Annotated in this window: 22 protein-coding genes and 1 tRNA gene; 1 reads left to right on the plus strand and 22 read right to left on the minus strand. The window is 69.1% G+C overall.

Annotated features, from left to right (window positions below; all coding sequences use genetic code 11):
* Positions 1–17 precede the first annotated feature (17 nt).
* The 20 genes from NEF64_RS13775 to NEF64_RS13870 all read right to left on the minus strand — a co-directional run bounded on the left by NEF64_RS13775 (position 18) and on the right by NEF64_RS13870 (position 17,674).
* Positions 18–695: a tetratricopeptide repeat protein gene (locus tag NEF64_RS13775; protein ID WP_235516284.1), complete on the minus strand. Its 678-nt coding sequence runs from the start codon at positions 693–695 to the stop codon at positions 18–20.
* On the minus strand, positions 656–1,090 hold the full coding sequence (locus tag NEF64_RS13780; RefSeq protein WP_056405506.1) for a cytochrome c-type biogenesis protein: 435 nt from the start codon (positions 1,088–1,090) through the stop codon (positions 656–658). The genes NEF64_RS13775 and NEF64_RS13780 overlap by 40 nt, the downstream gene beginning before the upstream one ends.
* The gene (locus NEF64_RS13785) at positions 1,087–1,614 is read right to left on the minus strand and encodes a redoxin family protein (RefSeq protein WP_031440727.1); all 528 of its coding nucleotides are present in this window, start codon (positions 1,612–1,614) and stop codon (positions 1,087–1,089) included. Before NEF64_RS13785 ends, NEF64_RS13780 begins: the two co-directional genes overlap by 4 nt.
* The gene (locus NEF64_RS13790) at positions 1,611–3,524 is read right to left on the minus strand and encodes a heme lyase CcmF/NrfE family subunit (protein WP_056405505.1); all 1,914 of its coding nucleotides are present in this window, start codon (positions 3,522–3,524) and stop codon (positions 1,611–1,613) included. Before NEF64_RS13790 ends, NEF64_RS13785 begins: the two co-directional genes overlap by 4 nt.
* Positions 3,521–3,967, minus strand: coding sequence for a cytochrome c maturation protein CcmE (gene ccmE / locus NEF64_RS13795; protein WP_056405504.1), 447 nt, complete (start codon positions 3,965–3,967; stop codon positions 3,521–3,523). Before ccmE ends, NEF64_RS13790 begins: the two co-directional genes overlap by 4 nt.
* Positions 3,968–4,078: 111 nt before the next feature.
* Complete coding sequence (gene ccmC / locus NEF64_RS13800; protein WP_031440724.1) at positions 4,079–4,804, minus strand: heme ABC transporter permease CcmC; 726 nt, start codon at positions 4,802–4,804, stop codon at positions 4,079–4,081.
* 105 nt (positions 4,805–4,909) lie between these two features.
* The gene (locus tag NEF64_RS13805; protein ID WP_056405669.1) at positions 4,910–5,959 is read right to left on the minus strand and encodes a Leu/Phe/Val dehydrogenase; all 1,050 of its coding nucleotides are present in this window, start codon (positions 5,957–5,959) and stop codon (positions 4,910–4,912) included.
* A 105-nt stretch (positions 5,960–6,064) separates the two neighbouring features.
* Positions 6,065–6,141, minus strand: a tRNA-His gene (locus NEF64_RS13810).
* Positions 6,142–6,215: 74 nt separating this feature from the next.
* Entirely contained in the window at positions 6,216–6,980 is a 765-nt protein-coding gene (gene gspN, locus NEF64_RS13815) for a type II secretion system protein N (protein ID WP_056405503.1), read from the minus strand.
* The gene (gene gspM, locus NEF64_RS13820; protein ID WP_037532937.1) at positions 6,977–7,453 is read right to left on the minus strand and encodes a type II secretion system protein GspM; all 477 of its coding nucleotides are present in this window, start codon (positions 7,451–7,453) and stop codon (positions 6,977–6,979) included. Before gspM ends, gspN begins: the two co-directional genes overlap by 4 nt.
* On the minus strand, positions 7,450–8,571 hold the full coding sequence (gene gspL, locus NEF64_RS13825; protein ID WP_056405502.1) for a type II secretion system protein GspL: 1,122 nt from the start codon (positions 8,569–8,571) through the stop codon (positions 7,450–7,452). The genes gspM and gspL overlap by 4 nt, the downstream gene beginning before the upstream one ends.
* A complete protein-coding gene (gene gspK / locus NEF64_RS13830; RefSeq protein ID WP_037532276.1) occupies positions 8,568–9,548 on the minus strand; it encodes a type II secretion system minor pseudopilin GspK in 981 nt (326 codons plus the stop codon). The genes gspL and gspK overlap by 4 nt, the downstream gene beginning before the upstream one ends.
* Complete coding sequence (gene gspJ / locus NEF64_RS13835) at positions 9,535–10,248, minus strand: type II secretion system minor pseudopilin GspJ (protein WP_082446545.1); 714 nt, start codon at positions 10,246–10,248, stop codon at positions 9,535–9,537. Before gspJ ends, gspK begins: the two co-directional genes overlap by 14 nt.
* A complete protein-coding gene (gspI, locus tag NEF64_RS13840; protein ID WP_056405501.1) occupies positions 10,245–10,640 on the minus strand; it encodes a type II secretion system minor pseudopilin GspI in 396 nt (131 codons plus the stop codon). The genes gspJ and gspI overlap by 4 nt, the downstream gene beginning before the upstream one ends.
* A gap of 19 nt (positions 10,641–10,659) precedes the next feature.
* Positions 10,660–11,142, minus strand: a complete 483-nt coding sequence (locus NEF64_RS13845; RefSeq protein WP_082446543.1) for a GspH/FimT family pseudopilin — start codon at positions 11,140–11,142, stop codon at positions 10,660–10,662.
* Positions 11,117–11,557, minus strand: coding sequence for a type II secretion system major pseudopilin GspG (gene gspG / locus NEF64_RS13850; RefSeq protein WP_031395041.1), 441 nt, complete (start codon positions 11,555–11,557; stop codon positions 11,117–11,119). Before gspG ends, NEF64_RS13845 begins: the two co-directional genes overlap by 26 nt.
* An 8-nt stretch (positions 11,558–11,565) precedes the next feature.
* The gene (gene gspF, locus NEF64_RS13855) at positions 11,566–12,792 is read right to left on the minus strand and encodes a type II secretion system inner membrane protein GspF (RefSeq protein ID WP_056405499.1); all 1,227 of its coding nucleotides are present in this window, start codon (positions 12,790–12,792) and stop codon (positions 11,566–11,568) included.
* A gap of 120 nt (positions 12,793–12,912) precedes the next feature.
* A complete protein-coding gene (locus NEF64_RS13860; protein ID WP_082446541.1) occupies positions 12,913–14,556 on the minus strand; it encodes a GspE/PulE family protein in 1,644 nt (547 codons plus the stop codon).
* Positions 14,553–16,796, minus strand: a complete 2,244-nt coding sequence (gene gspD / locus NEF64_RS13865) for a type II secretion system secretin GspD (protein WP_252573871.1) — start codon at positions 16,794–16,796, stop codon at positions 14,553–14,555. Before gspD ends, NEF64_RS13860 begins: the two co-directional genes overlap by 4 nt.
* A 50-nt stretch (positions 16,797–16,846) precedes the next feature.
* Entirely contained in the window at positions 16,847–17,674 is an 828-nt protein-coding gene (locus NEF64_RS13870; protein WP_056405496.1) for a type II secretion system protein N, read from the minus strand.
* A 142-nt stretch (positions 17,675–17,816) separates the two neighbouring features.
* On the opposite strand from NEF64_RS13870, the gene NEF64_RS13875 reads away from it, so the two are divergent.
* Positions 17,817–18,503, plus strand: a complete 687-nt coding sequence (locus NEF64_RS13875) for a prolyl hydroxylase family protein (RefSeq protein WP_056405495.1) — start codon at positions 17,817–17,819, stop codon at positions 18,501–18,503.
* 240 nt (positions 18,504–18,743) lie between these two features.
* On the opposite strand, the gene NEF64_RS13880 is transcribed toward NEF64_RS13875, so the two are convergent.
* Positions 18,744–21,560 carry a TonB-dependent receptor domain-containing protein gene (locus NEF64_RS13880; protein ID WP_056405494.1) on the minus strand — a complete coding sequence of 939 codons (2,817 nt, stop codon included), beginning with the start codon at positions 21,558–21,560 and terminating at the stop codon, positions 18,744–18,746.
* Between the two features lie 95 nt (positions 21,561–21,655).
* Positions 21,656–23,275 carry a hypothetical protein gene (locus tag NEF64_RS13885; protein ID WP_056405492.1) on the minus strand — a complete coding sequence of 540 codons (1,620 nt, stop codon included), beginning with the start codon at positions 23,273–23,275 and terminating at the stop codon, positions 21,656–21,658.
* Between the last annotated feature and the right edge of the window lie 71 nt (positions 23,276–23,346).

The following is a 23,346-nucleotide window of genomic DNA, read 5'->3' on the forward strand; positions in this document are numbered from 1 at the left end:
CCGTTTTGCGTCGGTGACTAGCTCGCCGGTGCGGCGTCCTGTGCGGCCATGACCTGATCGAGCAGCGCGAGGCGCACCGCGATCTCGTCGTGATAGGACACGCTTTTCGGGGTCAGCGCGAGCGCGCGGGCCCAATAGGGTCGTCCCGCCGCGAAATTGCCCGACCGGACATAGGCGAGGCCGAGGAAGAAGGGCGGCGCCGGGTGGCGCGGTGCGATCCGCATCGCCTGCTGGAACGCGAACAGCGCCGGCGGCGAGACCTGATCGCCGTCATGCGCGGCCAGCGCACTGGCAAGCCCGGTCCACAGGACGAGGCTTTTCGGCGCGACGCGGATCCCGCCGAGCAGGACCTTCACCGCCGCGCGACGCTCGCCGATCCGCGTCATCGCGTCCGCCGCGACCAGATAGGCGGCGGCACCGGTATAGCGTTCGAGCATCTTGTCGCGCAGCTCGATCATCGACCCGTCATCGGGCGTGATCGTCGTGCCCGTCACGACCGGATGCCCGGCAAGCTCGGGCTCACCCTGCAACGCATAGCCCGCCGCGCCAAGCATCAGCGCGGCGGCGACCATCGACCATAACAGCCGGTCGACCCTCAGCACCGCCAGCAGCGCGAAAGCCCCGACTGCGATGATCCCGAGCCAGAGCCAGCCCATCAGCGCGTCCTCCGGCGGAAACTCGACCGCGCGATCCACGCGCCGATCGCCAGCAGCGCGATCGGCGCCAGCCATAGCGGCCAGGTCAGCCCCGACAGCGGCGGGTCATAGGTGACATAGTCGCCATAGCGCGACACCAGCCAGTCGCGGACCGAGGCGGGCGTCTCGCCGCGCGCGATCCGTTCGCGGACCAGCGCGCGCATGTCGGCGGCCATGTCGGCATCGCTGTCCGCGATCGACTGGCCCTGGCAGACGAGACAGCGCAGCGTTTCCATCAGGGCCTTGGCGGAGGCTTCCTTGGCGGGGTCGGCGAGCTGGACATTGGCGTAATGCGCGGGCGGCGTGACGGGCTGCGCGGCGGCCGGCGCGATGCAGAACACCAGGGTCGCGACCACCGCGCTTCCCGCCAGCCCAAGGCCCAACCGCCCGCTCATCGGGCTTCCCTGACGGCCTGGACGATCTCGCCGATATTGTCCTCGCGGATGTCGCCGATGATCTGCTTGACGACGATCCCGCGGCCGTCGACCACGAAGGTTTCGGGCACGCCCGACGAGCCGAGCGCGAGCTGGACCCGGCTCGCGGTGTCGCTGCCGATCCGCGCATAGGGATCGCCGTTGCGGCGCAGGAAACCGGCGATCGCGGGCGTCGTGTCGCGGATCGCGATCGCGTCGATCGGGATGCCCATCGTCTTCAGCCGCATCAGGTGCGGCGCCTCGGCGATGCAGGGCACGCACCAGCTGGCGAACACGTTGAGCAGCCGCGGCTGACCGCCCTTGAACGAGGCGCTGGTCAGGCCCGGCTTGCCCGGCACCATCGCGGGCAGCGCGAAATCTGGCAGCGGCTTGCCGACCATCGCCGAGCGCACGACCTTGTCCGCCGGCCGGAACAGCCCGCTCGCCACCACCGCGAACAGCAAGGCGAAGATCGCCAGCGGCGCCCAGAGCGCGAACCGCTTCATGCCCAGGCCGCCCGGACTGCGCTGCGCCGTTCGCGACGCAGCCGCCCGACCAGCGACAGCGCGCCGCCCAGCGCGATCAGCACGCCGCCGAACCAGATCAGCGTCACGAACGGCTTCCACCACAGCCGCAACTGCCACCGCCCCTGCCCATCGGGCTGGCCGAGCACGGTATAGAGCTGACCGTCGAGCGCGGTCAGGATCGCCGATTCATTGGTGCTGGTCGGCGGGTTGGCGAAGAAGCGGAGCTGCGGGTGGAGCCGCGTGCTGTCATCGCCGCGCGTCGCGGTTAGCTGCGCCTCGAGCGCGGACCAGTTTTCGCCGATCACCGGCGAGATCCCGTCGAGCGTGACGCTGTAGGGCCCCACGCGCGCTGCTTCGCCTGCGCGCACCGCGACCAGCGTTTCCTTGGTGAACGCGCTGTCCGACGCCATGCCGGCCAGGCTGACCGCGATGCCAAGATGCGCGAGGACCATGCCATAGGTGAACATCGGCGTGCGCCGGAGATTGCGTTTCCACAAGGGGGCGACGCTGGCGACCGCGAGGCCTGCGGCAAGGCTGAGCCCGGCCCAGGGCAGCACGCCCGGCCAGACGAACAGCAGCGCGACCGCCGCCACCACGGTCGCGGCGATCGGCAGCGCGACCCGGCCGACGACCGCCCTCGCCTCGTCACGACGCCAGCGCAGCAGCGGCCCGACCGCCATCACCGCGACCAGCAGTAGCGCGATCGGTCCTGCGGCCTTGTTGAAGAAGGGCGGGCCCACCGACAGCTGCACGCCGAAGCTCGCCGCGACGATCGGGTAGAGCGTGCCGATCAGGACGATGCCGAGGATCACCGACAGCAGCAGATTGTTCGCGACCAGCCCGCCCTCGCGGCTGACCGGATCGAAGGTCGTGCCTGCGCGCACGGTACCGATCCGCGCCGCGAACAGCGCGAGCGCGCCGCCGATATAGATGGCGAGCAGCGCGAGGATGAACGCGCCGCGCTCCGGATCGACCGCAAAGGCGTGGACGCTGGTCAGGATGCCCGAGCGCACCAGGAACGTGCCGATCATCGACATCGAGAAGGCGACCACCGCGAGCATGATCGTCCACGCGCGCAGCCCGTCACGCGTCGCCAGCACCGTCACCGAATGGAGCAAGGCGGTCGCCGCAAGCCACGGCATCAGCGACGCGTTCTCGACCGGATCCCAGAACCACCAGCCGCCCCAGCCGAGCTCGTAATAGGCCCAGTAGCTGCCCGCGGTGATGCCGAGCGTCAGGAAGATCCACGCGATCAGCACCCAGGGGCGCATCGCCCTGGCGAAGCCCGGCCCGACGTCACGCGTGACCAGCGCACCGACCGCGAACGAGAAGGCGACCGAAAGCCCGACATAGCCGGTGTAGAGCGTCGGCGGGTGGAACGCCAAACCCGGGTCCTGGAGCAGCGGGTTGAGCCCAAGCCCGTCGGGTGCCGCCGGGGTCAGCCGTGCGAACGGATTGGAGGAGAAGAGCAGGAACGCATAGAAGCCGAGCGCGATCGTCGCCTGAGCGCCGAGCGTTGCGACCAAGGTGCGTTCGGGAAGCGTACGTTCGAAGATCGCGACCGCGCCGCCCGCCAGCCCCAGGATCGTCACCCAGAGCAGCATCGACCCCTCGTGATTACCCCAGGCGCCCGCGAACTTGTAGAGCCAGGGTTTCGCCGAATGGCTGTTCTCGACGACCAGCTTCACCGACATGTCGGAGTTGAGAAACAGGTTGATCAGCAACGCCATCGCCAGTGCGGCGAGTACGCCCTGGACGATCGCCACTGGCCGCACCGCCGCGGCAACGTCGTCGCGGCCGCGCGCGATGCCGATCACCGCCATCGCGAGTTGCAGCGCCGCCAGCGCGCCGGCGAGCCAGAGCGCCGCGAGTCCGGCTTCGGCGATCATGAACCGCGGTCCGGTGCCAGCGTCTTGGTCTCGTGCATCTTGCCCGCCATTTCGGGCGGCATGTATTTCTCGTCATGCTTGGCGAGCAGGTTGGACGCGACGAAGCGGCCGTCGGGCTGAAACTGCCCCTCGGCGACGACCCCCGATTTCTCGCGGAACAGGTTCGGGACGATCCCGGCGAAGACGACAGGCGTAGTCGCCGCACCGTCGGTGACGGTGAAGTGGACGGTGACGCCGTCCGCGGCGCGCTTGACGGATCCGTCCGCGACCATGCCGCCGAGCCGGACCGCGCGGCCGAGCGGCAGCCCGTCGCGCTTCACGTCGGAGGGCGCGTAGAAGAACGACGCCTGATCCTTCAGCGCGGCCAAAGCGAGCAGCCCCGCGACAACGACCGCGCCGAGCGCGAGCAACGCGAGGGTGAGCCGCTGATGCTTGGCCTTCATCGCTCCGCCTTCCGCATCGCCAGATAGCTGAGCAGCGCGACGACGGCGCCGCCGCCCAGCGTCACGGCATAGGCGGCAATCACGAACGGCCAGGCGGTCATGCGCGCACCTTCACGCTCTGGCCATCCGACGCATGCGCGCCTCGGCCTTGGCGGTGGCGAGCAGGGTCCGCATCCGCATCAGCACGATTCCGGCAAAGACGAAGGTGAAGCCCGCGAGCATGATCGGCAGCGGCCAGAGGATCGCGCCGTCGATCGTCGACTTGGTCAGCCCGATGCTCGGCCCCTGGTGCAGCGTGTTCCACCAGATCACCGAATAGCGGATGATCGGCAGCAGCACCGATCCGGCCACACCGTAGAGCGCGGGCACGCGCCCGTCGCCGCCGCGATCCGCATCCGCCTTCGCCAGCGCCATATAGCCGAGATAGACGAAGAACAGCAGCAGCATCGACGTCAGCCGCCCGTCCCATTGCCACCACGTTCCCCAGGTCGGCCGCCCCCAGATCGAGCCGGTCATCAGGCACAAAGCCGCGAACACCGCGCCGGGCAGCGCGATCGCGCGCGCAGCGATACCGGCCAGCGGGTGACGCCAGACGAGCAGCATGATGCTGGAGATCGCGATCCCGCTCCAACCGCCCATGCCGAGCCAGGCGGCAGGGACATGAATGTAGAGAATCCGCACCGTCTCGCCCTGCAGATAGTCGGGCGGAGTCTGCGTCAGGCCCGCCCAGCAGCCCAGCGCGATCAGCGCGACCCCCGCCCAGAACAGCGCAGGCGTCAGCGGCCTGGCGATCTTCAGGAAACGCGCGGGATTGGCGAGGGCGTGCAGGGTGGCCACTGGGTGTACCACTATGGCAAGTCGGGACGGACTTAAAGCCCCTCTCCCCATGTGGGGAGAGGGAGCGGGCCGCCGTGTCACCGTCCCCGCGAAAGGGAGCCGGACTTAACGGCCGATCAGGCGCTTTGCGATCGAATCGGCGACGTCGGACGACGGTTCGCCGCTGCGGTCGCTCTCGTCCCAGACCTGGATCAGCCGCTCGGGGATGCGTGCGATCCGGGCCTTCACTTCGGCTTCGTCGCCCTGGCCGAGATATTCGAGGCCGACATTGATGATGCCGCCCGCGTTGATCACGTAATCCGGCGCATAGAGGATGCCGCGTGCGTGCAGTCGCGCACCGTCCTCGCGGACGCTGAGCTGGTTGTTCGCGCCGCCCGCGACGACCTTGGCCTTCAGCGCGGCGATCGACATTTCGGTCAGGATCGCGCCCAGCGCGTTCGGGCTGAAGATGTCGGTGTCGGTCGTCAGGATCGCCTCGGCGGGGACTGCGGTCGCGCCGAGCTCACCCGCCAGCGCCTGCGCGCGGCCCTCGTCAACGTCCGCGAGCGTCAGCACCGCGCCGTCCCTGGCGAGCAGCCGGGCGAGCCCGCCGCCGACCGAGCCGACGCCCTGGATCGCAACGCGCACGCCCTTCATGTCGGTCGCGCCGAGCCCGCGCTGCGCCGCCGCCTTGACGCCCAGATAGATGCCGAGCGCGGTGTACGGCCCCGGATCGCCGCCCGCCGCACCGCTCGCGACCGGCAGGCCCGAGACGTAGCGCGTCTGCGTCGCGATCACCTTCATCCGCTCTTCGGACATGCCGACGTCCTCGGCGGTCACGTAGCGGCCGCCGAGCGATTCGACCGCACGGCCGAACGCCTCGAGCTGTTCGGTGGTGATCACGTCGCCGGGCTTGGCCGCGAGGACCACACCCTTGCCGCCGCCGAGCTCGAGCCCGGCCATCGCGTTCTTGAAGCTCATGCCGCGCGACAGGCGCAGTGCGTCGGTCACCGCGCGGCCATTGTCCGCATAATGCCAGAAGCGCGTGCCGCCGGCCGCCGGGCCGAGCTTGGTCGAATGCAGCGCGATGACGGCGCGGAGACCCGAAACCGGATCGGTGAAGACGTGAACGCCCTCATGGTCGTCGAAATCGGGAAGGTCCCAAACCGCTGTCATCGCCGGCTCCATCAGGAAGAAGAAAATTGCTTAAACCTGAAATATTATTTTCCGGCCGGTTTTACCAGCACAAAGCGGCGCAAGGCCAAGCAGTTGGGAAAATAATGGGGCGACCGACGGGACTTGAACCCGCAACATCCGGCATCACAAGCCGACGCTCTAACCAATTGAACTACGATCGCCGCGAAGGCCCGTGCCCCTAAGCGGGCTGTTCGGGTCCGTCAAGCGCCGCGATCATGCGCCGCGTCGAATGTCGTCAAAAACTGCCTTCGATCGCCTGGCTATAGCCGCCCGCCCCGCGCACGAAGCCGATCGATTCGAGCCGCTGCTGGACGATCGGGTCGGTGGGCTGCAGCGTCAGCATCGCGCGGTAGCGGCCCGTGCCGTCGATCCGCAGCGTGATCCCCTCGGTCCCCGCCTGGCTGGCGAGCGGCACGACGAGCGCGTCGCCCTCGCATTTGGGCGTCCCGCTGACCGACTGCGGCAGCGTGATCCCCGCCACCTCGCCGCCCAGCGTCGCGCGCACCCGCCCCTCGGCACGCTCGCACTGGCCGTCGGCGAACCGTACGGTCACGCCGTCGAGATCGAGCGTGGTGACCGGCACCGGCGCGAACACGGCGCCGGTCGGGATCGTCGCGGTCAGATCGTCGACGCCGAACCCGTGCCGGCTGACGCTCGCCGACCCGCGCAGCGGCCGCGCCTCCGTCTCGGGCCCGGCCAGCACGATCCGCGCGCGACCCGCCAGCAGCGGCAAGGGCGAGAGCCGGGCGTGGAGGTCGCCGAGCGACAGCTCGCCGAACCGCGCATCGGTCAGCGTCGCGCCCCAGATCGTGCCCGTCACGCGGCGCGCGACGAGCCCCGCATCCTCGATCCCGACCCAGCCGAGCGCGGCGCGCATCGGCAAAAACACGATCAGCGCGAGCAGCAGCATGCCGCCGAACATCGCGGTCGGGCCGGTCCGCAACCGGATCCGCGTGACGCGGCGTGCGCCGACGCCCACGAAGCGTGCGCTGTCGCTCATGCGGCGCGCGCCTTCAACGTCATCGTCACGCTCACCGTACGGTCACCCTTGTCGGTCATGGTCAGTGCGTCGACCAGGATGCCCGCGCGCTCGAGCCGCGCCAGCCACGCGGTCAGCGCGCCCGGCCGCGCCGACGGCATCACGATCCGCACCCGGTCCGCGCCCTCCTGGTCGAGGCTGGTGATCGCGAACCCCGCGAGGTCCGCCTGGGTCCGCACGATCGCATCGAGCGAGCCCGTCAGCGGCGTGGGCCGCGATCGCTGCGCGTCGCGGAGCAGCGCGACCATCGCCTGCGTCTCGCCGAGCCGGGTCACGGCGTTGGCATGGCGTTCGCGCGCGCTCGACAGACCATCGCCGACCGGCCGGATCACCGCGCCCCAGAGCAGGGTCAGCACCGCGAGCGCCGCCATCACCAGCAACAGCCGCTTCTCGCGCAGCGATCGCCCCTCGAACCAGTGCCGCAACCCGGTCATGCGCCCTCGCTCCCGCCTGCACGGCCTGCCGTGATCGTGAATTCGCCCGACACGCGCCCCGCCGCCGCCTGGAAGACGCCCGCCTGAACCGCAAAGCCGGCACGCTCGAGCGCACTCCTGAGATCGGTCGCCAGCGCCTCACGCTCGACCGCGACGCCCAGTCGGACGGTCCCGTTCGGCTGGAAGTCGAGCGCGGTGATCTCGCTGCCCGGCGTCGCCTGGACCACGGCGAAGATCGTGGCGGTGGTCGTGCTGAAGCCCAGCCCCGGCCCGCGCACGCGCGACAGCCGTTCGCCAAGCTGGCGCCCGGCATCGTTCACCGTCTCGCCGCGTGGCAGGCCGGAGCGGGCGACCTGTTCGGTCTGTGCCTCGATCATGTCCGCGCCGAAGCTGTATTTCGCAATCCGGACCAGCGTGATCGCCAGCGTCACCGCGAGGATCAGCCCCGACAGCACCGCCAGCCGCCGGATCAGCGCCCAGTCGAGCGCGAATCGCCGCCGCCGCGCGAACATCCCCTGCCGCAGGTCGAGCGGCCATGTGGCGACCGCCGCCGCCAGCGCCGCCTCGAGCGCGGCGGGCTCGACGGCGACGGGCGGCGTGTCGCCCGTCACCAGCGCGGTCAGCCCCGGCTCGTCGGCAAATCCGGTCGATGTCCCGCGCACGACCGCGTCGCCGGCAAGCTCGGCGCGGACATAGCCCTCGTCGGGGCGCGGCAGCAGCATCGGTGCGGGGAGCATCGCGACCGGATCGACGCCGGCCGCCGCGAGCATCCGCAGCCAGCCCTGCATCGCCTCGATCCCGACCACGCCGATCGGCCGGTCGCCCTGCCCCTCGTCCCCGACCGCGACGTGGAGTTCACCAAGCGGCGCCGCGCTCGCCTCTGCCGCGAGCAGCCGGGCGGCAGCGGTCGCCTGTGCGGCGCTGCGCGACGGCAGCTCGGCCCAGTGCAAGGTCACCGCCTCTGCCGGGGCGACCGCGATGACGCCGTGGTCCGCGTTCAGGTCGCCGCGATCATCGGCGGTCGGGATCCCCTCGCCCTGCGCGACGATGCGCTGGTCGGCGATCCGCATCCAGCGAAAGCCGGTCGCGCCGGAGGGAAGGAACAGGAGCGTGGTCATGATGGCTCGCCCCATTGCCGCGATACGAGCCGCGCGGGAAGCGTCGTCGCGTCCATCAGTGCCTGTTCCTGCAAAACCGTCGTCCCCACCGTCACGTCGATATCGAGCGTGAACCATTTCGACACCACTGCCGTCCCCCGTTCGCCATCCGCATTGGAATTGCCCTGCAACGCCGCGCTCTTGAAGAACACGTCGGTGGTCGCGACCCCTTGCGGCGGGCGTTGCAGGATCATCTGGCGCGCGCCCGCGATCGACATCGTGTCGGGAAACAGCATCGCCAGGATCGGCGCCTGTTCGGGGAGCAGCGTGTTGACGTTGATCGGCGCGGCCTGCGCGACCGGCAATGTACAGATCCACGGCCTGAGCGTCGCATAGATTTGCGGCGTCATGCCGACCACCGCGCGGAGTTCGCTCGGGTCGGTCATCAGCGTGCCCGCGGTGCGATAGGGCGTCTCGCGGTTCAGATAGGCGCCGTCCTCCGCGCCCATCGCCTGCTGATCCTGGTCGCTGTCGATCCAGTCGGCGGCGCCCGCGGCGATCTGTTCGCCGACCTGCGCAGGGATATCGAGCAGCCGCATCAGCCGGACGAATTGCGGCCGCATCAGCGGGTCGGTGACATAGGCGCCGGCGCGTCCGCTCACCAGGCTGTTGAGATTGAAGCAGTTTCCCCCGTCGCGCACGCGCGCGGTCGCAAAGCCGCCGCCGGGCAGCGGCATTCCGAACGGCTTGCCGCTCCAGTCGCCCTGCAACGTCACGCGTTTCACATTGGGCCCCAGCATCGCGTCGATCCGCGTCAGCGCGAGCGTCTCGGCGGCCAGCGCATAGGCGCGCGCCTGCTCCCCCGCCGCGGCATTGCCTGCAAGCCGCGTCGACAGCCGCAGCTTCTCGAGCGCCGCCCCCGCCATCACCGCGACGATCGCGACGAGCATGAGGACGGTCAGCAGCGCGGCGCCGCGTTCGTGCTCAGGGGGCTTCATTCTGGACCTCCCGCGCGGGCGGCGCATAGCCCGATCCGACGAGGAACAGCTGGCGATAGACCAGGCCGTCGGTGCGCTGGACGCTCAGCTCCATCGCCTCGGGCAAGGGCACGCCCTGCACGCCGTCCCAGCGGTCGCTCCACGCGCCGCCCAGTCGGTAGCGCAGCCGGACCTGGCGGACATTGGGCAGCAGCACGGCGGGCGGCAGCGGCGGCGCGCCGTCGACCATCGGATAGGCGATCCGCTGCAGCGCGCCGTCCGCGACCCGGTACGCAACCTTCTGCGTGCTCGACCGCGCTGCGCCGTCGATATTGGTCCAGCCACCGCGGACGAGGCGGAGCATCGGTGCGACGTCCGACCCGCTCTCGCCGACGAAGGCGGGCAAGGGCGCGCCGGATTCGTCGCGCGTGCCCCGCAGCGCCGCCTGGCCGAGATCCGCGGACAGGATCGACATCGTCCGCGTGAGCGCGCCGAGATCGTCGAGCTTGGTCCCCGTCGCACTCTGCGCCTTCACGCTGAACGACAGGATCGCCACCCCCGCCGCCGCGATCATGCCGAAGATCAGCAGCGACACCATCACCTCGACCAAAGTGAAGCCGTGTTCGGCGGAGCGCCTCACGGGGGTGAAGCCGTGTTCGGCGGAACGCCTCACGGGGGTGAAGCCGTGTTCGGCGGAGCGCACCGTGCGTCGCGCGGTCATGACGTCGACACCGTCGTCGCGGTCTGGCGCGGGGCGGGGCGGATCATCGTGAGGCGGCCGAGCACCGCGCCGCCGCGATCCGCGACCGCCACGTCGATCCGCAAGACGGACGATCCGCCCATCGCGCGCACCGAGCGCGTCCAGGCCCAGCGGCGCCCGCCATTCGTCTCGGCGCCGGTCACGGTCCCCGCGGTCGGCGGCTGCGCCTGCGTCACCGCGTCGATCGCGACGTTGCGCGCGACCATCTGGGCGACCAGCGTGTCGTCGAGGATCGACGCGCCGCGGATCGTCGCGCTCTCCAGCCGGACGAGCGCCATTGCCGCGAGGCTGAACACGGCCAGCGCGACCATGATCTCGATGAGCGTGAACCCGCGATCGGTTTCGGCGCGCATCGGCGTGCAAAGATGAGGATCAGCGCGCATCGGCGCGCACGGTGCCATCGGCGTCGATCGTCACGGTCGCGTTCGCGCCGCCGCGGCTGAGCGTCACGATGGCGGGCCGGTCGACCAGCCCGGTCGGGTCGAAGGTCACGCGGACGCGGCCGCTCATGTCGCCGATCACCGCGCGCGTGCCGTCGTTCCAGCGTTCGACGCGCATCGGTTTCTCGCTGATCGGCGTCCAGCCGCCCGCAAGCCGCTGGTCGAAGCCATAGCCGCCGCCGGTGATCCAGACGCTGACCGGACGTGCCTCGACGATCGCAGAATCATGCGCCGCGCGCGTCCGCGCCGCGAACCGCGTCGCCTCGTCGAACACGCGTCCGCGCGGATCGGGCATCACGAAGACTGCAACCGCGGATGCGAGCCCTATGATCGTCACCACGACCATCAGCTCTACCAGGGTAAAGCCGCGGTCGGCGTGACGCCAGGACCTACTGCCAGCTGCCAATATCGGCATCGATCCCCTCGCCGCCTTCCTTGCCATCGGCGCCGAAGGTCCAGACGTCGGCCTCGCCATGCGTGCCGGGCGAGGCATAGAGATACGGGCGACCCCAGGGATCGTTCGGCAGCTTCTTGAGATAGCCACCGCGCTGGTAGCGCGACGGATCGGTCAGCCCGGCGGGCGCGGTGACCAGCGCGTTCAGCCCCTGCGACGTGTTGGGGAAGGTCATGTTCTGCAACTTGTAGAGCTCCAGCCCGCCCTCGATCTGCGCGATGTCGGCCTTCGCCTTCTGGATCCGCGCGGTGTCGCCCGAGGGCAGCACGTTGAGCGCGACGATCGTCGCCAGCAGGCCGATGATGACGATGACCACCATCAGCTCGACGAGGGTAAAGCCGGCCTCGCGGCGCTTCTTCTTCTCTTCCGGACGCATACAAAACCTCATTGGCCTGCCAGCGTGTTGAGCTGGAGGATCGGGAGCAGGATGGATAGCACGATCGTCGCGACGATGCCGCCCATCACGACGATGATCAGCGGTTCGAGCAGCGACAGAGCGGTGGCGGTGAAGCGGTCGAATTCGCGTTCGAGATAGTCGGCGGCGCGTTCGAGCATCTCGTCGAGCCGCCCCGCCGCCTCGCCCGACGCGGCGAGATAGGTCAGCAGCGGCGGGAACACGCCCGCGCGCCGCATCGCCGCGGACAGGCTGCCGCCGCCGCGGATCGCTTCGACGATCTGGTCCGACGCGAGCCGCAGCCGACGGTTGTGGATCGTGCTCGCGGTCAGGTTGAGCCCGTCGAGCAGCGGCAGGCGGCTCGCAACCATCGTCCCCAGCGTCCGCGCCATCCGCGCTGCATGCAGGTCGCGCAGTAGCCGCCCGAGCATCGGGATCCTGAGCAGCCAGCTGTCGAAGGCGAGCCGGAAGCCCGGATCCTTCAGCGCGCGCCACAGGATCAGCCCCGACAGCAGCAGGACGAGCGCGATCACCCACCAGTATCCAACGAGGAACGCCGAGAACGCCATCACCATCCGCGTCAGCAGCGGCAGCTCCTGCCCGACCGTGTCGAACTGTTCGACCACCTGCGGCACGACGAACATCATCAGCGCGGTGACCACCCCCATCGCGACGAGCGCGAGGATCGACGGATAGGCGAGCGCGGTGATCAGCTTGCCGCGGATCTCCGCCTGGCGTTCGAGCAAAGCCGCGAGCCGGTCGAGGATCGTCGGCAGCGACCCCGAACTCTCGCCCGCCGCGACCATCGCACGGTAGAGCGGCGGAAAACTCTTGGGCTCGCGCGCCATCGCATCCGCCAGCCGCCGGCCCTCGACGACGCCCGCATGGACGTGCTGGACGATCGCGCGGACGCTGTCCTGCTCGGTCTGGCGGGTGATCGTGCGCAGCGATTCCTCGAGCGGCGACACGCGGTTGAGCGTGGCGAGCTGGCGCGTGAACAAGGTCAGGTTCTTGCCCGACATCTTGGGCTTGCCGAGCTGCAACCCGAACAGCGGCCGTCCCTTGGTCGCCTGCGGCGGCGCGCCCGGGCTGATCTTGACGACGTAGAATTTGCGCGCGTCGAGCGTTGCGCGCGCGAGATCGATGTCCGCCGCGGCGATATGGCCGCGGCGCTCGGCGCCCTTGGTGTCGATCGCGACATAGTCGAAATCAGCCATGCGGGTTGCCCGGTTGCCACATTATCCCGTTCGTTTCGAGCGAAGTCGAGAAACCACCGTCCGCGCGTGTGGCGCCAATTTCTCGACTGCGCTCGAAACAAACGGAGGTTTGAAGCAGCATCATGCCGCCGCCACCTCGACGACTTCGGTCGTGTCGCGGCGCGAGACGCGGACCGCTTCCTCCGCCGTGGTCTGTCCCGACAGGACGAGCTCGCGTGCCGACTGCGCCAGGTTCGGCGACTTGGCAAAGGCATGCGCGGTGATGTCGGATTCGGCGCCGTCGGTGTTGATCAGGCGGCGGATCGTGTCGTCGATGCGGACCGCCTCGAAAACGCCGATCCGGCCCTTGTAGCCGGTCTGGTTGCAGTCGTCGCAGCCCTGCGCGACGTAGACCACCGCGTCCGGCGCGATGCCGAGCAGCGGTGCGACCGTGTCCGATGCGGGCACTGCCTTGCGACAGGTCGGGCACAGCCGCCGCACCAGACGCTGCGCGATCACCGCGCGGAGCGTCGAGGCGAGCAGGAAGCTTTCGACCTTCATGTCGCGCATTCGCGTGATCGCGCCGATCGCGTCGTTGGTATGGACGGTCGACAGCACGAGATGCCCGGTCAGCGACGCCTGCACCGCGATCTCGGCGGTTTCGCGGTCGCGGATTTCGCCGACCATCACGACGTCGGGATCCTGGCGCAGGATCGCGCGCAGTCCCGCCGCAAACGTCAGCCCGACCTTGGGATTGACCTGGGTCTGGCCGACGCCATCGACCGCGTACTCGACCGGATCCTCGACCGTCAGGATGTTGCGGCTGCCGTCGTTGAGCAGGCGCAGCGCGGCGTAGAGCGAGGTCGTCTTGCCCGAGCCGGTCGGTCCGGTGACGAGGATGATCCCGTTCGGCTCGCTCAGCGCCTCGTTCAGCAGCGCGAACAAGGCGGGCGGCAGGCCCAGCGCCTCGAGGTCGATGCCGGCGTTTTCCTTATCGAGGATACGCAGCACGACGCGCTCGCCCGCGCGGCTCGGCAGCGTCGAGACGCGGACGTCGAGCAGCTTGCCGCCGAGCGTCAGCCCCATGCGGCCATCCTGCGGCACGCGGCGCTCGGCGATGTCGAGCCGCGCCATCACCTTGATCCGGCTGACGACGACCGGCGCGACGTTGGGCGGCATGCGCAACGTCTCGCGCAGCACGCCGTCGATGCGCATGCGTACGACGAGCCCGGTCTCGTACGGCTCGATATGGATGTCCGACACGCCGTTGCGTGCGGCGTCGGCGATGATCCCGTTGATCAGCCGGATCGCGGGCGCGTCGTCGGCGGTGTCGAGCAGATCCTCCGCGGTCGGCATGTCGCCTGCGAGCAGATCGAGCTCGTCGCCCATCCCGACCGCGGCGAGCGCGTTGGCCTGGCCGTCCATCGCATAGACGTTGGACAGCAGCCGGTCGAACGCGGGCGCCTCGACCGTGCCGATCGCGAACGGGCGGCCGAGATAGCGGCGCAGTTCGAGCAGCACCTTCGGGTCCGCACCCGCACGCATCGCGATCGTCAGCGGCGAATCGGGGTCGGTGTGGTCGACGACGACCCCGAACTTGCGTGCGAAGGCATAGGGGATGGTAATCTGGGGGAGTGCGACCTCAAGCCCCTCCCCTTCAGGGGAGGGGTTGGGGGTGGGGCCTGTCCCGGCAATGGCGGCGCTTGTGGCATCACCCCACCCCAACCCCTCCCCTGAAGGGGAGGGGCTTTGATCGCCCAGTTCATGCCCCTCGCGGATGATCATTTCTTCACCGGCCGGAAGACCGTGCTCGTGCTGCGCACCGGCACCGCGATCCGCGGATCCTCGATGCTGCCGGGGATCGGCGCGGACGGGATCGGGGGCGCCGCGCCCATATAGTCGCGCACCAGTTGGTCGATCGACGGCTCGCGCTCGGGCTCGGCGAGCCCCTGCTGCAGCCGGAGATAGCCGTAACGCTGTTCGGTGATCCGCCGGCTGTCGCCCGCGGTGCGCAGGATCGTCGGCCGGATGAAGATCATCAGATTGGTCTTCGACCGCTGCTTCGCCTTCGACGTGAACAGATGCCCGAGCACCGGCAGGTCGCCGAGCAGCGGGATCTTCTCGATCGTCCGGCGCTCGTTGTCGTCGAGCAGACCGCTGATCACCGCGATCTGGCCGTCGTCGACGGTCCGCACGGTCTCGACCTCGCGCTTGTTGAGGATCAGGTCGCTATTGTCGCTCGACACCGGCCCGGCGATCGAACTGACCTCGAGCCGCAGGTTGAGTTTGACCGTCCCGCTCGAATTCACCTGCGGACGGACGGTCAGCTCGATCCCGACATTCTGGCGTTGCGTGGTGCGGAACGCGTTGTCGAAATTGTTCGACAGCGCCTGCCCCGTGGTGATCGGGATCTCCTGCCCGACTAGGCTGTGCGCCTCCTGATTGTCGAGCGTGACGAGGTGCGGGACCTGGAGCAGGTTGGACGTCGTGTCGCTCTTCACCGCGTTGATGATCGCGCCGAAGAAGGTGCTGCCGATCTTGCCGCCAAAGCCACCGAACCCGCCGGTCGCGGCGAGGATCGAGCTGATCGCGGATTGCTGGAGCGTGTCGGCGGCGCTGCTGGTGTTCTTCGTCACCGTCGTGCTGCCGTCGGTGTTCGTCGTCGTCGTGGTCGAGGTATTGAGCTGCGTCGCACCGATCGCACCCGCGATCTGCAGGATGTTCGGCGCGGAATTGGAGAAGGTCGACGCGCCGAACGCGCCGCCGCTGGGATCCCCGACGATGAACTGCGCGCCGAGCGTCCGTGCGGTGGTGTCCGAGACCTCGGCGACGATCGCCTCGACGAGCACCTGTTCGCGGCGCGTGTCGAGCTGGCGGACCACCTCGGCGAGCTGACGCTGGATCTCGGCGGGCGCGGCGATGACGATCGCGTTGGCGCCGATGAAGCGCGTGACGACCGCGGCGGTGCGCCCGCCCGCGGCGGTGATCGCGGGCTGGCCAGAGCCCGATCCCGATGATCCGCCGCTCGACTGGACCGGCTGGCTCACCTGCGCCTGCTGGGTACCGCCAAAGCCCGATCCGCCGCCATTGCTGCCACTGCTGCTGTTCGCGCCGAAATTGGAGCGCGACAGCGGCTGGCTGCTCGGCTGGGTCGGGGTCCGCCCGACCAGTTCCTGCAGCACCGGCAGCAATTGCTCGGCATCGGCGTTTTCAAGGAACACGACCTTGATCTCGGTGCCGTTGCGCGCCTTCTGGTCGAGGTCGGCGGCGACCTGCGCCAGTCGCGCGACCGTGGTCGGATCGCCGCGGAGCGCGACCGCGTTCGATCCCTCGACCGCGACCACCGACGCGGTCGGTCCCGATCCCGCGCCGCCGCCCTGCGCGCCGCCCGGGGCCCCGCCGGTGCCGATCAGGCCCTGCAGCGCGGTCGCGATGTCGCGCGCGCTAGCATTCTTGAGCGCGACGACGCGCGTCGACGAGGTGTCGGTGTCGACCCGGCGGATGACCTCGCGGATGCGGCGGATATTGTCGGCGAAATCGACCACCACCAGGCTGTTGCCGCCGCGGTTCGCGGTGACCGACCCCTGCGCGCTGACCAGCGGCCGGACGGTGTCGACCGCGCTCGCCGCATCGGTCGCGCGCAGCCGGATGATCTCGGTGACATAGCTGTTGCGCGCCGCCCCCGCGACGCCGATCCGGCTCGGCTGCGACGCCGCATTGTCGAGCGGCTGGACGCGGAACGCCCCGTTCGAGGTCGGTACCGCGACCAGCCCGTTGGCGCGCAGCGTGGAGAGGAACACCTCGAAATATTCGGACCGGCTGAGCGGCCGGTCGGTGACGACGGTCACCTTGCCCGACACCCGGTTGTCGATGATGAAGGTGCGCCCCGTGACCTTGGCGGCATCGGCGATGAACGCGCGGATATCGGCGTCGCGGACGTTGAGCGTCGTCTGCGCGCGCGCTTCCGCCGCCAGCGTCAGCGCCAGCACCGGAGCAAGGACCGAGGCGAAAACCAGATTCTTCATTGCAGCCTTGGTCTTGGAAAGGGGAAGGGAAGCGAGAGTCATGCCGGAGATCATTGCGGGGGTGCGATCGTGATGGCGAGCGGCAGCGTGTCCTTGCCGCGTTCGACGGTGATGGGCACGTTGCCGCCCTGCGCGAAGTCGGCGGCGATGCGGTCGAGGTCGCCCGGCCCGGTGACGGGACGCCCGCCGATCGAGGTGACGATGTCGCCGTCGCGCAGCCCCGCCTGGCGGAAGGCGTTGCCCGAGCCCTGTGACCGGACCGTCAGCCCGCTGACGCGGCCACCGTCGATCCGCGGAATGAAACCGATCTCGCTGCGCAACTGGCCGATCGCGATGCCCGCGCCGCCCGGCGGGGGCGCCGCTCCCGGCGCTGTGCCGGTCGGGGATACCGGCGCGACCGCGTCGGACTGGTCGAGGAACAGGTCCTCGTCGACGCCGCCGCGATCGATCGTGACATGGTCGAACGCGACCGCCTTCAGCCGGACGCCGGGCTGGATCTCTTCGCCGACGACGATGCTGGTCTGGACATTGTCCGCGCCCGCGATGATCGCCGAGCTCCGCCCCGTCGCATCGTCGATCCGCGTCCCGAACAGCGTCAGCTGCAACGCGGTGACGGTCGCGGGTCCGGCACCGGCGGGCGCGCCCAGCCGGAAGAACGGATCGAAGCTGCGCAGGATGTCGCCGTTCGCCCCCGCGGGTGCGATCGCTGCCGGGCGCCACGCGCCGAGCGGCGTCACCGGCGCCACCGCGACCCAGATCAGCCGTGCGCATTGTACCGCCAGCCCCGCCATCAGCGCGAGCTCGGCGGCAGAATATACCGTGATCACGGGCAGCCGCCGCAGGATACGGCGCGCACGTGCGTCGATCGTCAATCGCATGAGCGAACCCCCTCCCGACGCGGTGCCGCCGCCATTGGCGCCCCCAATGGCGCTAGGCATGCCATGTTACAGTTACGCGTCAATCTGGCGATAGATTTATGCCGCGCTGGCGCAAGCGCGGATTGCCCGGCAAAACAGCATCATGGTCATCCGCTCCACCGACACGCCGCTCGCCCCCTCTCCGGTCTCGCTCGGCAGCGGCCTGCCCGCCGAGCCCGTCGTCGCACGGCTGACCGCGGCCCCGGGCGTCCAGCGCGTGCCGAGCCCCAAGCTAACGCTCTTCCTCAACCGCGGCTTCCTGCCGCCCGCGCTGTGCGCCGCGCTGCTCGAGCGGATCGACGCCGTCCGTCGCCCGTCGACGATCTCCGATTCGAACGGCGATGCGAGCTATCGTACGAGCGAGACGGGCGACCTTGACCCCGCCGATCCGGTGGTCATCGACGTCGAGGCGCGGATCGCCGCGCTGACCGGGCTCGAGGGTATTTATGGCGAACCGCTCCAGGGGCAGCGCTATGCGGTCGGGCAGGAGTTCAAGGGCCATACCGATTATTTCGAGCCGACCGGTGTCGACTATGACCGCTATTGCAGCGTCGCGGGCAATCGTACCTGGACCGTGATGGTCTATCTCAACCAGCCCGAGGCAGGCGGCGCGACGCGGTTCAAGGCGATCGACAAGATCGTCCAGCCCGAGACCGGCAAGCTGCTCGCCTGGAACAACCGCCGGCCCGACGGCTCGCCCAACCCCGCCACGCTCCACCACGGCATGAAGGTCCGCAGCGGCGTCAAATACGTCATCACGAAATGGTACCGCGAGCGCCCCTGGGGGTAACCGTCCCCTACCCCGGTACCCGGGATGCAGAGCCACGCAGCGGTCCGCCCGCGACCCTGGGTCCCGGCTTCCGCCGGGATGACGGAGGAGGTGTAAGGCACGCTACCCCACATCGTCATCCCGGGCTCGACCCGGAACCCAGAGCCACGCAGCGCGCCGCCTGTGCCCCTGGGTCCCGGCTTCCGCCGGGATGACGGGACGGTGCTAGCCCCCCCGGCCCAGCCCCGCCGCCGCCTAGCTTCAGAACGTCGTGCTCAGCCCCAGCGTGAACACCCGGCCCAGATTATAGCGGTTGATGAACACCTGCGCGCCATTGTCGAAGGTCTGGCCCTCCTGGAACCGCGTGCCGGTCAGGTTGCGAGCTTCGGCCTTCAGTTCCCATTTGCCGCCGACGAGTTCGAAGCCCTGCCGTGCGACCAGGTCGAGGCGGATGCCGGGCTTTTCGATGATGTCGGGCTGGAAGCCGACGCCGCTGAGGTTCGAGGGGCCGCGATTGGTCACGCGGTTGCTCGCATAGTTGAACAACAGCGTGATCGCCGACAGCGACGCCGTATCCTCGAGCCCGACCTGGACATTGACCAGATGGTCCGACTGGCCGGTCAGCGACGCGCCGTCGCGGAACTGGAGCGAGGCCGGACCGAAGCCCGCCTGGCACCCGCCGAGCGTCTGGTTGAGCACGTTCGGGACGCAGCTGTTGTCCGCGGTGATCGACGACTTCGAATAGGTGTAGTTGGCGATGAACAGCGCGCGGCGCGTCGCGAAGAAGTCCGAGTTGAGGAAATCGAGGTCGAAATATTTCTGGAGCTCGACCTCCGCGCCATACAGCGTCGCCTCGGGCAGGTTGGTGAAGCCGGTCTGCAGCCGGTCGTCCGCGCCGGTGTAGAAGCCGACCTGCTCGACCGGGTTCTTGATCTCCTTGTAGAAGCCGCCGAGCGTGAAGCGCTGGTCGCGCGCGAAGAACCACTCGTAGCGGCCCTCGAGATTGTAGAGCTCCGAGTCCTTCAGCAGCGGGTTACCGAAGAACAGCCGATCCGATTCGGGATCGCGGAACTGCTGCGGCGCGAGCTCGCGGAACTGCGGGCGAGAGATCGTCTTCGACGCGCTCGCACGCAGCTGCATGTTGTTCGCGAAGTTGTAGGTGAGCGTCGCGGCGGGCAGGAAATAATCGTTCTTCAGCCGCGTCGTCGTCGTGCCGATCGGCGTCACCTGCTCCTCGGCGGTCTCGTAGCGGACGCCGATCGTCGCGCGGACGCCGTCGGTCGCCTCGGCCTCGGCCTGGACATAGCCCGCATGGATGCGCAGCGACGCGTCATAGGCATAGGCGCCGAGCGGCGTGCTGAACTGCAGCTGGATCTGGTTGGCGTTGAGCGAATCGATCCCGAGCAGATAGTCGGGACGCAGCAGGTTGTAGGGATAGCCCGGCGCGGTGCCGCCGCCCGCGGCGGTCTGGTAGTTGAACTGGAGGCGCGTCGAATTGCGCTTCGTGTCCGAATAGAAATAGCCGGTCGACAGCGTCATCGGCCGCTCGGAGTCGAGCTTGTACGACAGGTCGCCCTGCCCGGTGTACAGATCCTCGTTGAGTTCGCTGAAGATGATCGAGGCGAACGGCGTGAAGCGCTGGGTCACCTGATAGGCGCCGTTGCACTGCGCGCCGTCCGAGCCGTTGGGCGCCTCGACGCTGATCGGCAGGCCGGTCGTGGTGGTTGCCGAGCACAGATAGTCGAACTGCCGCTCGTACGGCGCGTTGCGCTTCGAATTGGCATAGGCGCCCCGCGCGTCGAATTTCAGCGCGTCGGTCAGCTTGAATTCGCCGACCAGCTGGCTCTCGAACAGCTGGCGTTCGAACCAGTTGGTGTTCTGCTGGAAACGCAGCCCGCTCGAATTGTTGTAGACGGTCGCCGACGATCCGCGCGCCTGCTTCAGCGTGTCGTGGATATAGACGGTGGTCGAGCGGATCGTGTTCGGGCCGAACTCGTACCCGAGCCCGATCAGCGCGTTGGTGACGATCCGGTTGTCGGTCAGCAGCGTCTGGAAATCATTGCGCAGCGTGCCGTCGGTCGACACCGAATCCTGCTGCGTCGACGAGCGCGTGCGGAACGTGTTGCTCGCGCTGAGCGACGCGATGATGCCCAGCCGGTCCGAGCCGAAGTCGAACACCGATCCGCCGCTCAGCTCGCCCGACCAGTTGGCCGGCAGCTGGTTGTTGCGCTGGAGCAGCGTCGTGTTCGCGTTGGTCAGCTGCGCGACCTGGTCGGTCGGGATGATCCCGGTGCCGCCGGGCGCGTTCTTGATGAAGGCTGGCACCTTGCGCGCGCCGTCGTCGAAGCCGATCCAGTCCGCATCGCCGCCATAATAGGTATAGCCGAGCTCGCTGGTCGTCACGGTGTCGGCGGAGATCGACCCGCCGATGCTCAGGAAGTTCTTCTCGGGGATCGCCTTGGTCGTGAGGTTGATCACGCCGCCGCCGAATTCGCCGGGATAGTTCACCGAATAGGTCTTCTGGACCAGCGCCGAGCCGACGATCGCGGTCGGGAAGATGTCGAGCGGAACCGAGCGGCGGAGCGGCTCTGGACTCGGCAAGGGCGAACCGTTGAGCAGCGACGACGAATAGCGATCGCCGAGGCCGCGGACATAGACGAAGCCGCCGCCGACGACGCTGAGGCCGGTGACGCGCGTCAGTGCGCCGGCGATGTCGCCCTCGCCCGTCCGCGCAATGTCGGCGCTCGACAGCACCGAGACGATCTGTGCGGTCGCGCGCACGGTGTTCGGGATGTTGCGCCCGACGACGACGATGTCCTCGCCCGCCGCGGCGTCATAGCCGGGGCTCGACACCTCGACGCCGGCTTCGGGTGCGGCCTGCGGCGTGGCCTGCTGTGTGGTCTGCTCTTGGGCCGTCGTGCCCGGCGTCGCGGCATTGGTCTGGTCCGCCTCGGCCTGCGGCGTTGCGGCGGGCCGGGGCGGTGCGGCCGGCGCGGGCGCGGTCTGCGCGAGCGCGGCGGGCGCGACCAGCGTCGAGGTGAGGAGGAGCAGTGTTCCGTAGGCGCGGCGCTTGGACATGGCCTGTAATCCCGATTCGTAAAGTCATAGGCGAATGCCGGGACGGTCCCCCAAGGACCGCCCCGGCATCATCTCGCATTCAGATCGCGCCCGCCTCAGCGGCCCTGGCAGGCGAAGTAGACCGAGCTGAACGCGGGCGGTCCGACGTCCTGCAGCGCGGCATCCGCCGGCCGGACCGTCGTGCGGCCGCCCGTCGTCTGTTCGCCCGCGATCATGTTGACGCAGGCGACGTTCGCCGGGGTCTTCACCACGCCGTTGACGAAGGTCATGTCCGCACCACCACGCAGGCGGATCGCGGCCGGGGCCAGCGCCGTCTGGATGAAGGTGAAGTTGGCGTAGCGGCCGAACGTGCGCGGCAGCAGGTCCTCGGCATTGTTCGAATCGATCTCGGTCGAGAAGGAGTCGGCGGTCGCACCGAGCGTGCGCTGGGCGGCGATCATGAACTGGATGAAGCCGCGATAGCCATTGTCGATATCGAAGCCGTCATCGTCCGCGCCGGTGATCGCGATATACTTCAGGTTGCTCGTGCCACCGAAGATCTCGATGCCGTCATCCGCCGAATTGTGGCTCTGGATGTGGTTGAGCGTGGTGCCCGAGCCGGTACCGCCGAGCGTCAGGCCCTGGAGCTCGTTGCCGTCGCTGATCGCGATGCCGCTGTAGCGGATCTGGACGTACTGCATCGTGCCGCTGCTGTCGGCGGCCGTCGGACCGCCATAGAAGCGCCCGGTGACGCCCTCGATCGCCTGCTGGCAGGTCGTGCTGCTGCCGGCGGCATTGTTCGGGCCGGTGCCGGTGGCGCAGACCGCGACTGGTGCGCGGCCGAGCATGACGATCCCGCCCCACTGGCCCTGCGTCGCGTCGCTGACGCCGTTCGACGCCAGGTTCTGCTGCGAGGTGAAGACGATCGGCGCGGTGGCGGTGCCGACCGCGTTGATCTTCGACCCGCGGTTGACGATCAGCAGGTCGTTGGTCGTCTCGCTCGAATCCGCGGCGATCACGACACCGGCCTCGATGTTGAGGATCGCGCCATTGTCCGCACCGGTCGTGCCGACATCGGTGCCGATCTCGGTCTGGCCGCGCAGGCGATAGAAGACGCCGGCGATCTTCGGCAGCGTCAGCGTGCCGCTGATCACGGTCGGCAGGCGGCAGGCGCGGAACGTCGCGACCAGACCGTCATCGGTCGTGCCGGTCGGGCAGACGCTCGTCGCGGTGACCGCGCCGACCGAAGGCACCGCGGTGCAGCGTGCGCCCGCGCCGCCGAATTCGGCCGAGGTCGAGTTGCAGGTCCAGCCCTGGAACGCGGTGTCGGTCGGGCCGTTGAGCGCGCCGACGAAGTTCGTGCTGGTGAAGAAGCTGTTGAGCGTCGACGGATCCATCGGCGTGGTGAGCGACGTCGCCGAGGTCGGATACAGGCCGTTCAGGCCGGTGCTGACGCCGCTGACATTGTTGTTCGTGCCGGCGTTGACGACCGCGAGCTGCTCGTCAGGCGTGATCGTGATGGTGTTGACCGTGGTCGGGGCGGCGAACTGTGCCGCGGTGATCGCGCTGGGCGTCGGCGTCGGCGTGGGGGTCGGCGTCGGGGTCGGCGTTGCCGGCGGGATCACGATGGTGCCCGCACCCGGCGACGCGACGCTGTCCGCGCCTCCGCATGCCGACAGCGCCGCACAGGCGGTGCTGGTCAGCAGGATAAGGCCGATGCGCTTGAAGCTGGTCATTCACGGAACTCCCGGTCGATCATTGATTGCGTGGATCGACTCGGGTCCCCCTGCCGATCTCTCAACGGCGG

Origin of the sequence: Sphingomonas aerolata, assembly GCF_023935825.1 — a bacterium.
Classification (GTDB): Bacteria; Pseudomonadota; Alphaproteobacteria; order Sphingomonadales; family Sphingomonadaceae; genus Sphingomonas; species Sphingomonas aerolata.

Coding starts and splice junctions, on each gene's coding strand:
- NEF64_RS13875 (WP_056405495.1), top strand. CDS start 17,817: ATGGTCATCCGCTCCACCGACACGCCGCTCGCCCCCTCTCCGGTCTCG.
- gspF (WP_056405499.1), bottom strand. CDS start 12,792: ATGGCTGATTTCGACTATGTCGCGATCGACACCAAGGGCGCCGAGCGC.
- NEF64_RS13880 (WP_056405494.1), bottom strand. CDS start 21,560: ATGTCCAAGCGCCGCGCCTACGGAACACTGCTCCTCCTCACCTCGACG.
- gspL (WP_056405502.1), bottom strand. CDS start 8,571: ATGACCACGCTCCTGTTCCTTCCCTCCGGCGCGACCGGCTTTCGCTGG.
- gspJ (WP_082446545.1), bottom strand. CDS start 10,248: ATGACCGCGCGACGCACGGTGCGCTCCGCCGAACACGGCTTCACCCCC.
- NEF64_RS13870 (WP_056405496.1), bottom strand. CDS start 17,674: ATGCGATTGACGATCGACGCACGTGCGCGCCGTATCCTGCGGCGGCTG.
- gspD (WP_252573871.1), bottom strand. CDS start 16,796: ATGAAGAATCTGGTTTTCGCCTCGGTCCTTGCTCCGGTGCTGGCGCTG.
- gspM (WP_037532937.1), bottom strand. CDS start 7,453: ATGACCGGGTTGCGGCACTGGTTCGAGGGGCGATCGCTGCGCGAGAAG.
- NEF64_RS13785 (WP_031440727.1), bottom strand. CDS start 1,614: ATGAAGCGGTTCGCGCTCTGGGCGCCGCTGGCGATCTTCGCCTTGCTG.
- NEF64_RS13860 (WP_082446541.1), bottom strand. CDS start 14,556: ATGATCATCCGCGAGGGGCATGAACTGGGCGATCAAAGCCCCTCCCCT.
- gspN (WP_056405503.1), bottom strand. CDS start 6,980: ATGAGCGACAGCGCACGCTTCGTGGGCGTCGGCGCACGCCGCGTCACG.
- NEF64_RS13845 (WP_082446543.1), bottom strand. CDS start 11,142: ATGCCGATATTGGCAGCTGGCAGTAGGTCCTGGCGTCACGCCGACCGC.
- NEF64_RS13805 (WP_056405669.1), bottom strand. CDS start 5,959: ATGACAGCGGTTTGGGACCTTCCCGATTTCGACGACCATGAGGGCGTT.
- NEF64_RS13790 (WP_056405505.1), bottom strand. CDS start 3,524: ATGATCGCCGAAGCCGGACTCGCGGCGCTCTGGCTCGCCGGCGCGCTG.
- NEF64_RS13885 (WP_056405492.1), bottom strand. CDS start 23,275: ATGACCAGCTTCAAGCGCATCGGCCTTATCCTGCTGACCAGCACCGCC.
- NEF64_RS13780 (WP_056405506.1), bottom strand. CDS start 1,090: ATGAGCGGGCGGTTGGGCCTTGGGCTGGCGGGAAGCGCGGTGGTCGCG.
- gspG (WP_031395041.1), bottom strand. CDS start 11,557: ATGCGTCCGGAAGAGAAGAAGAAGCGCCGCGAGGCCGGCTTTACCCTC.
- gspI (WP_056405501.1), bottom strand. CDS start 10,640: ATGCGCGCCGAAACCGATCGCGGGTTCACGCTCATCGAGATCATGGTC.
- ccmE (WP_056405504.1), bottom strand. CDS start 3,967: ATGAAGGCCAAGCATCAGCGGCTCACCCTCGCGTTGCTCGCGCTCGGC.
- gspK (WP_037532276.1), bottom strand. CDS start 9,548: ATGAAGCCCCCTGAGCACGAACGCGGCGCCGCGCTGCTGACCGTCCTC.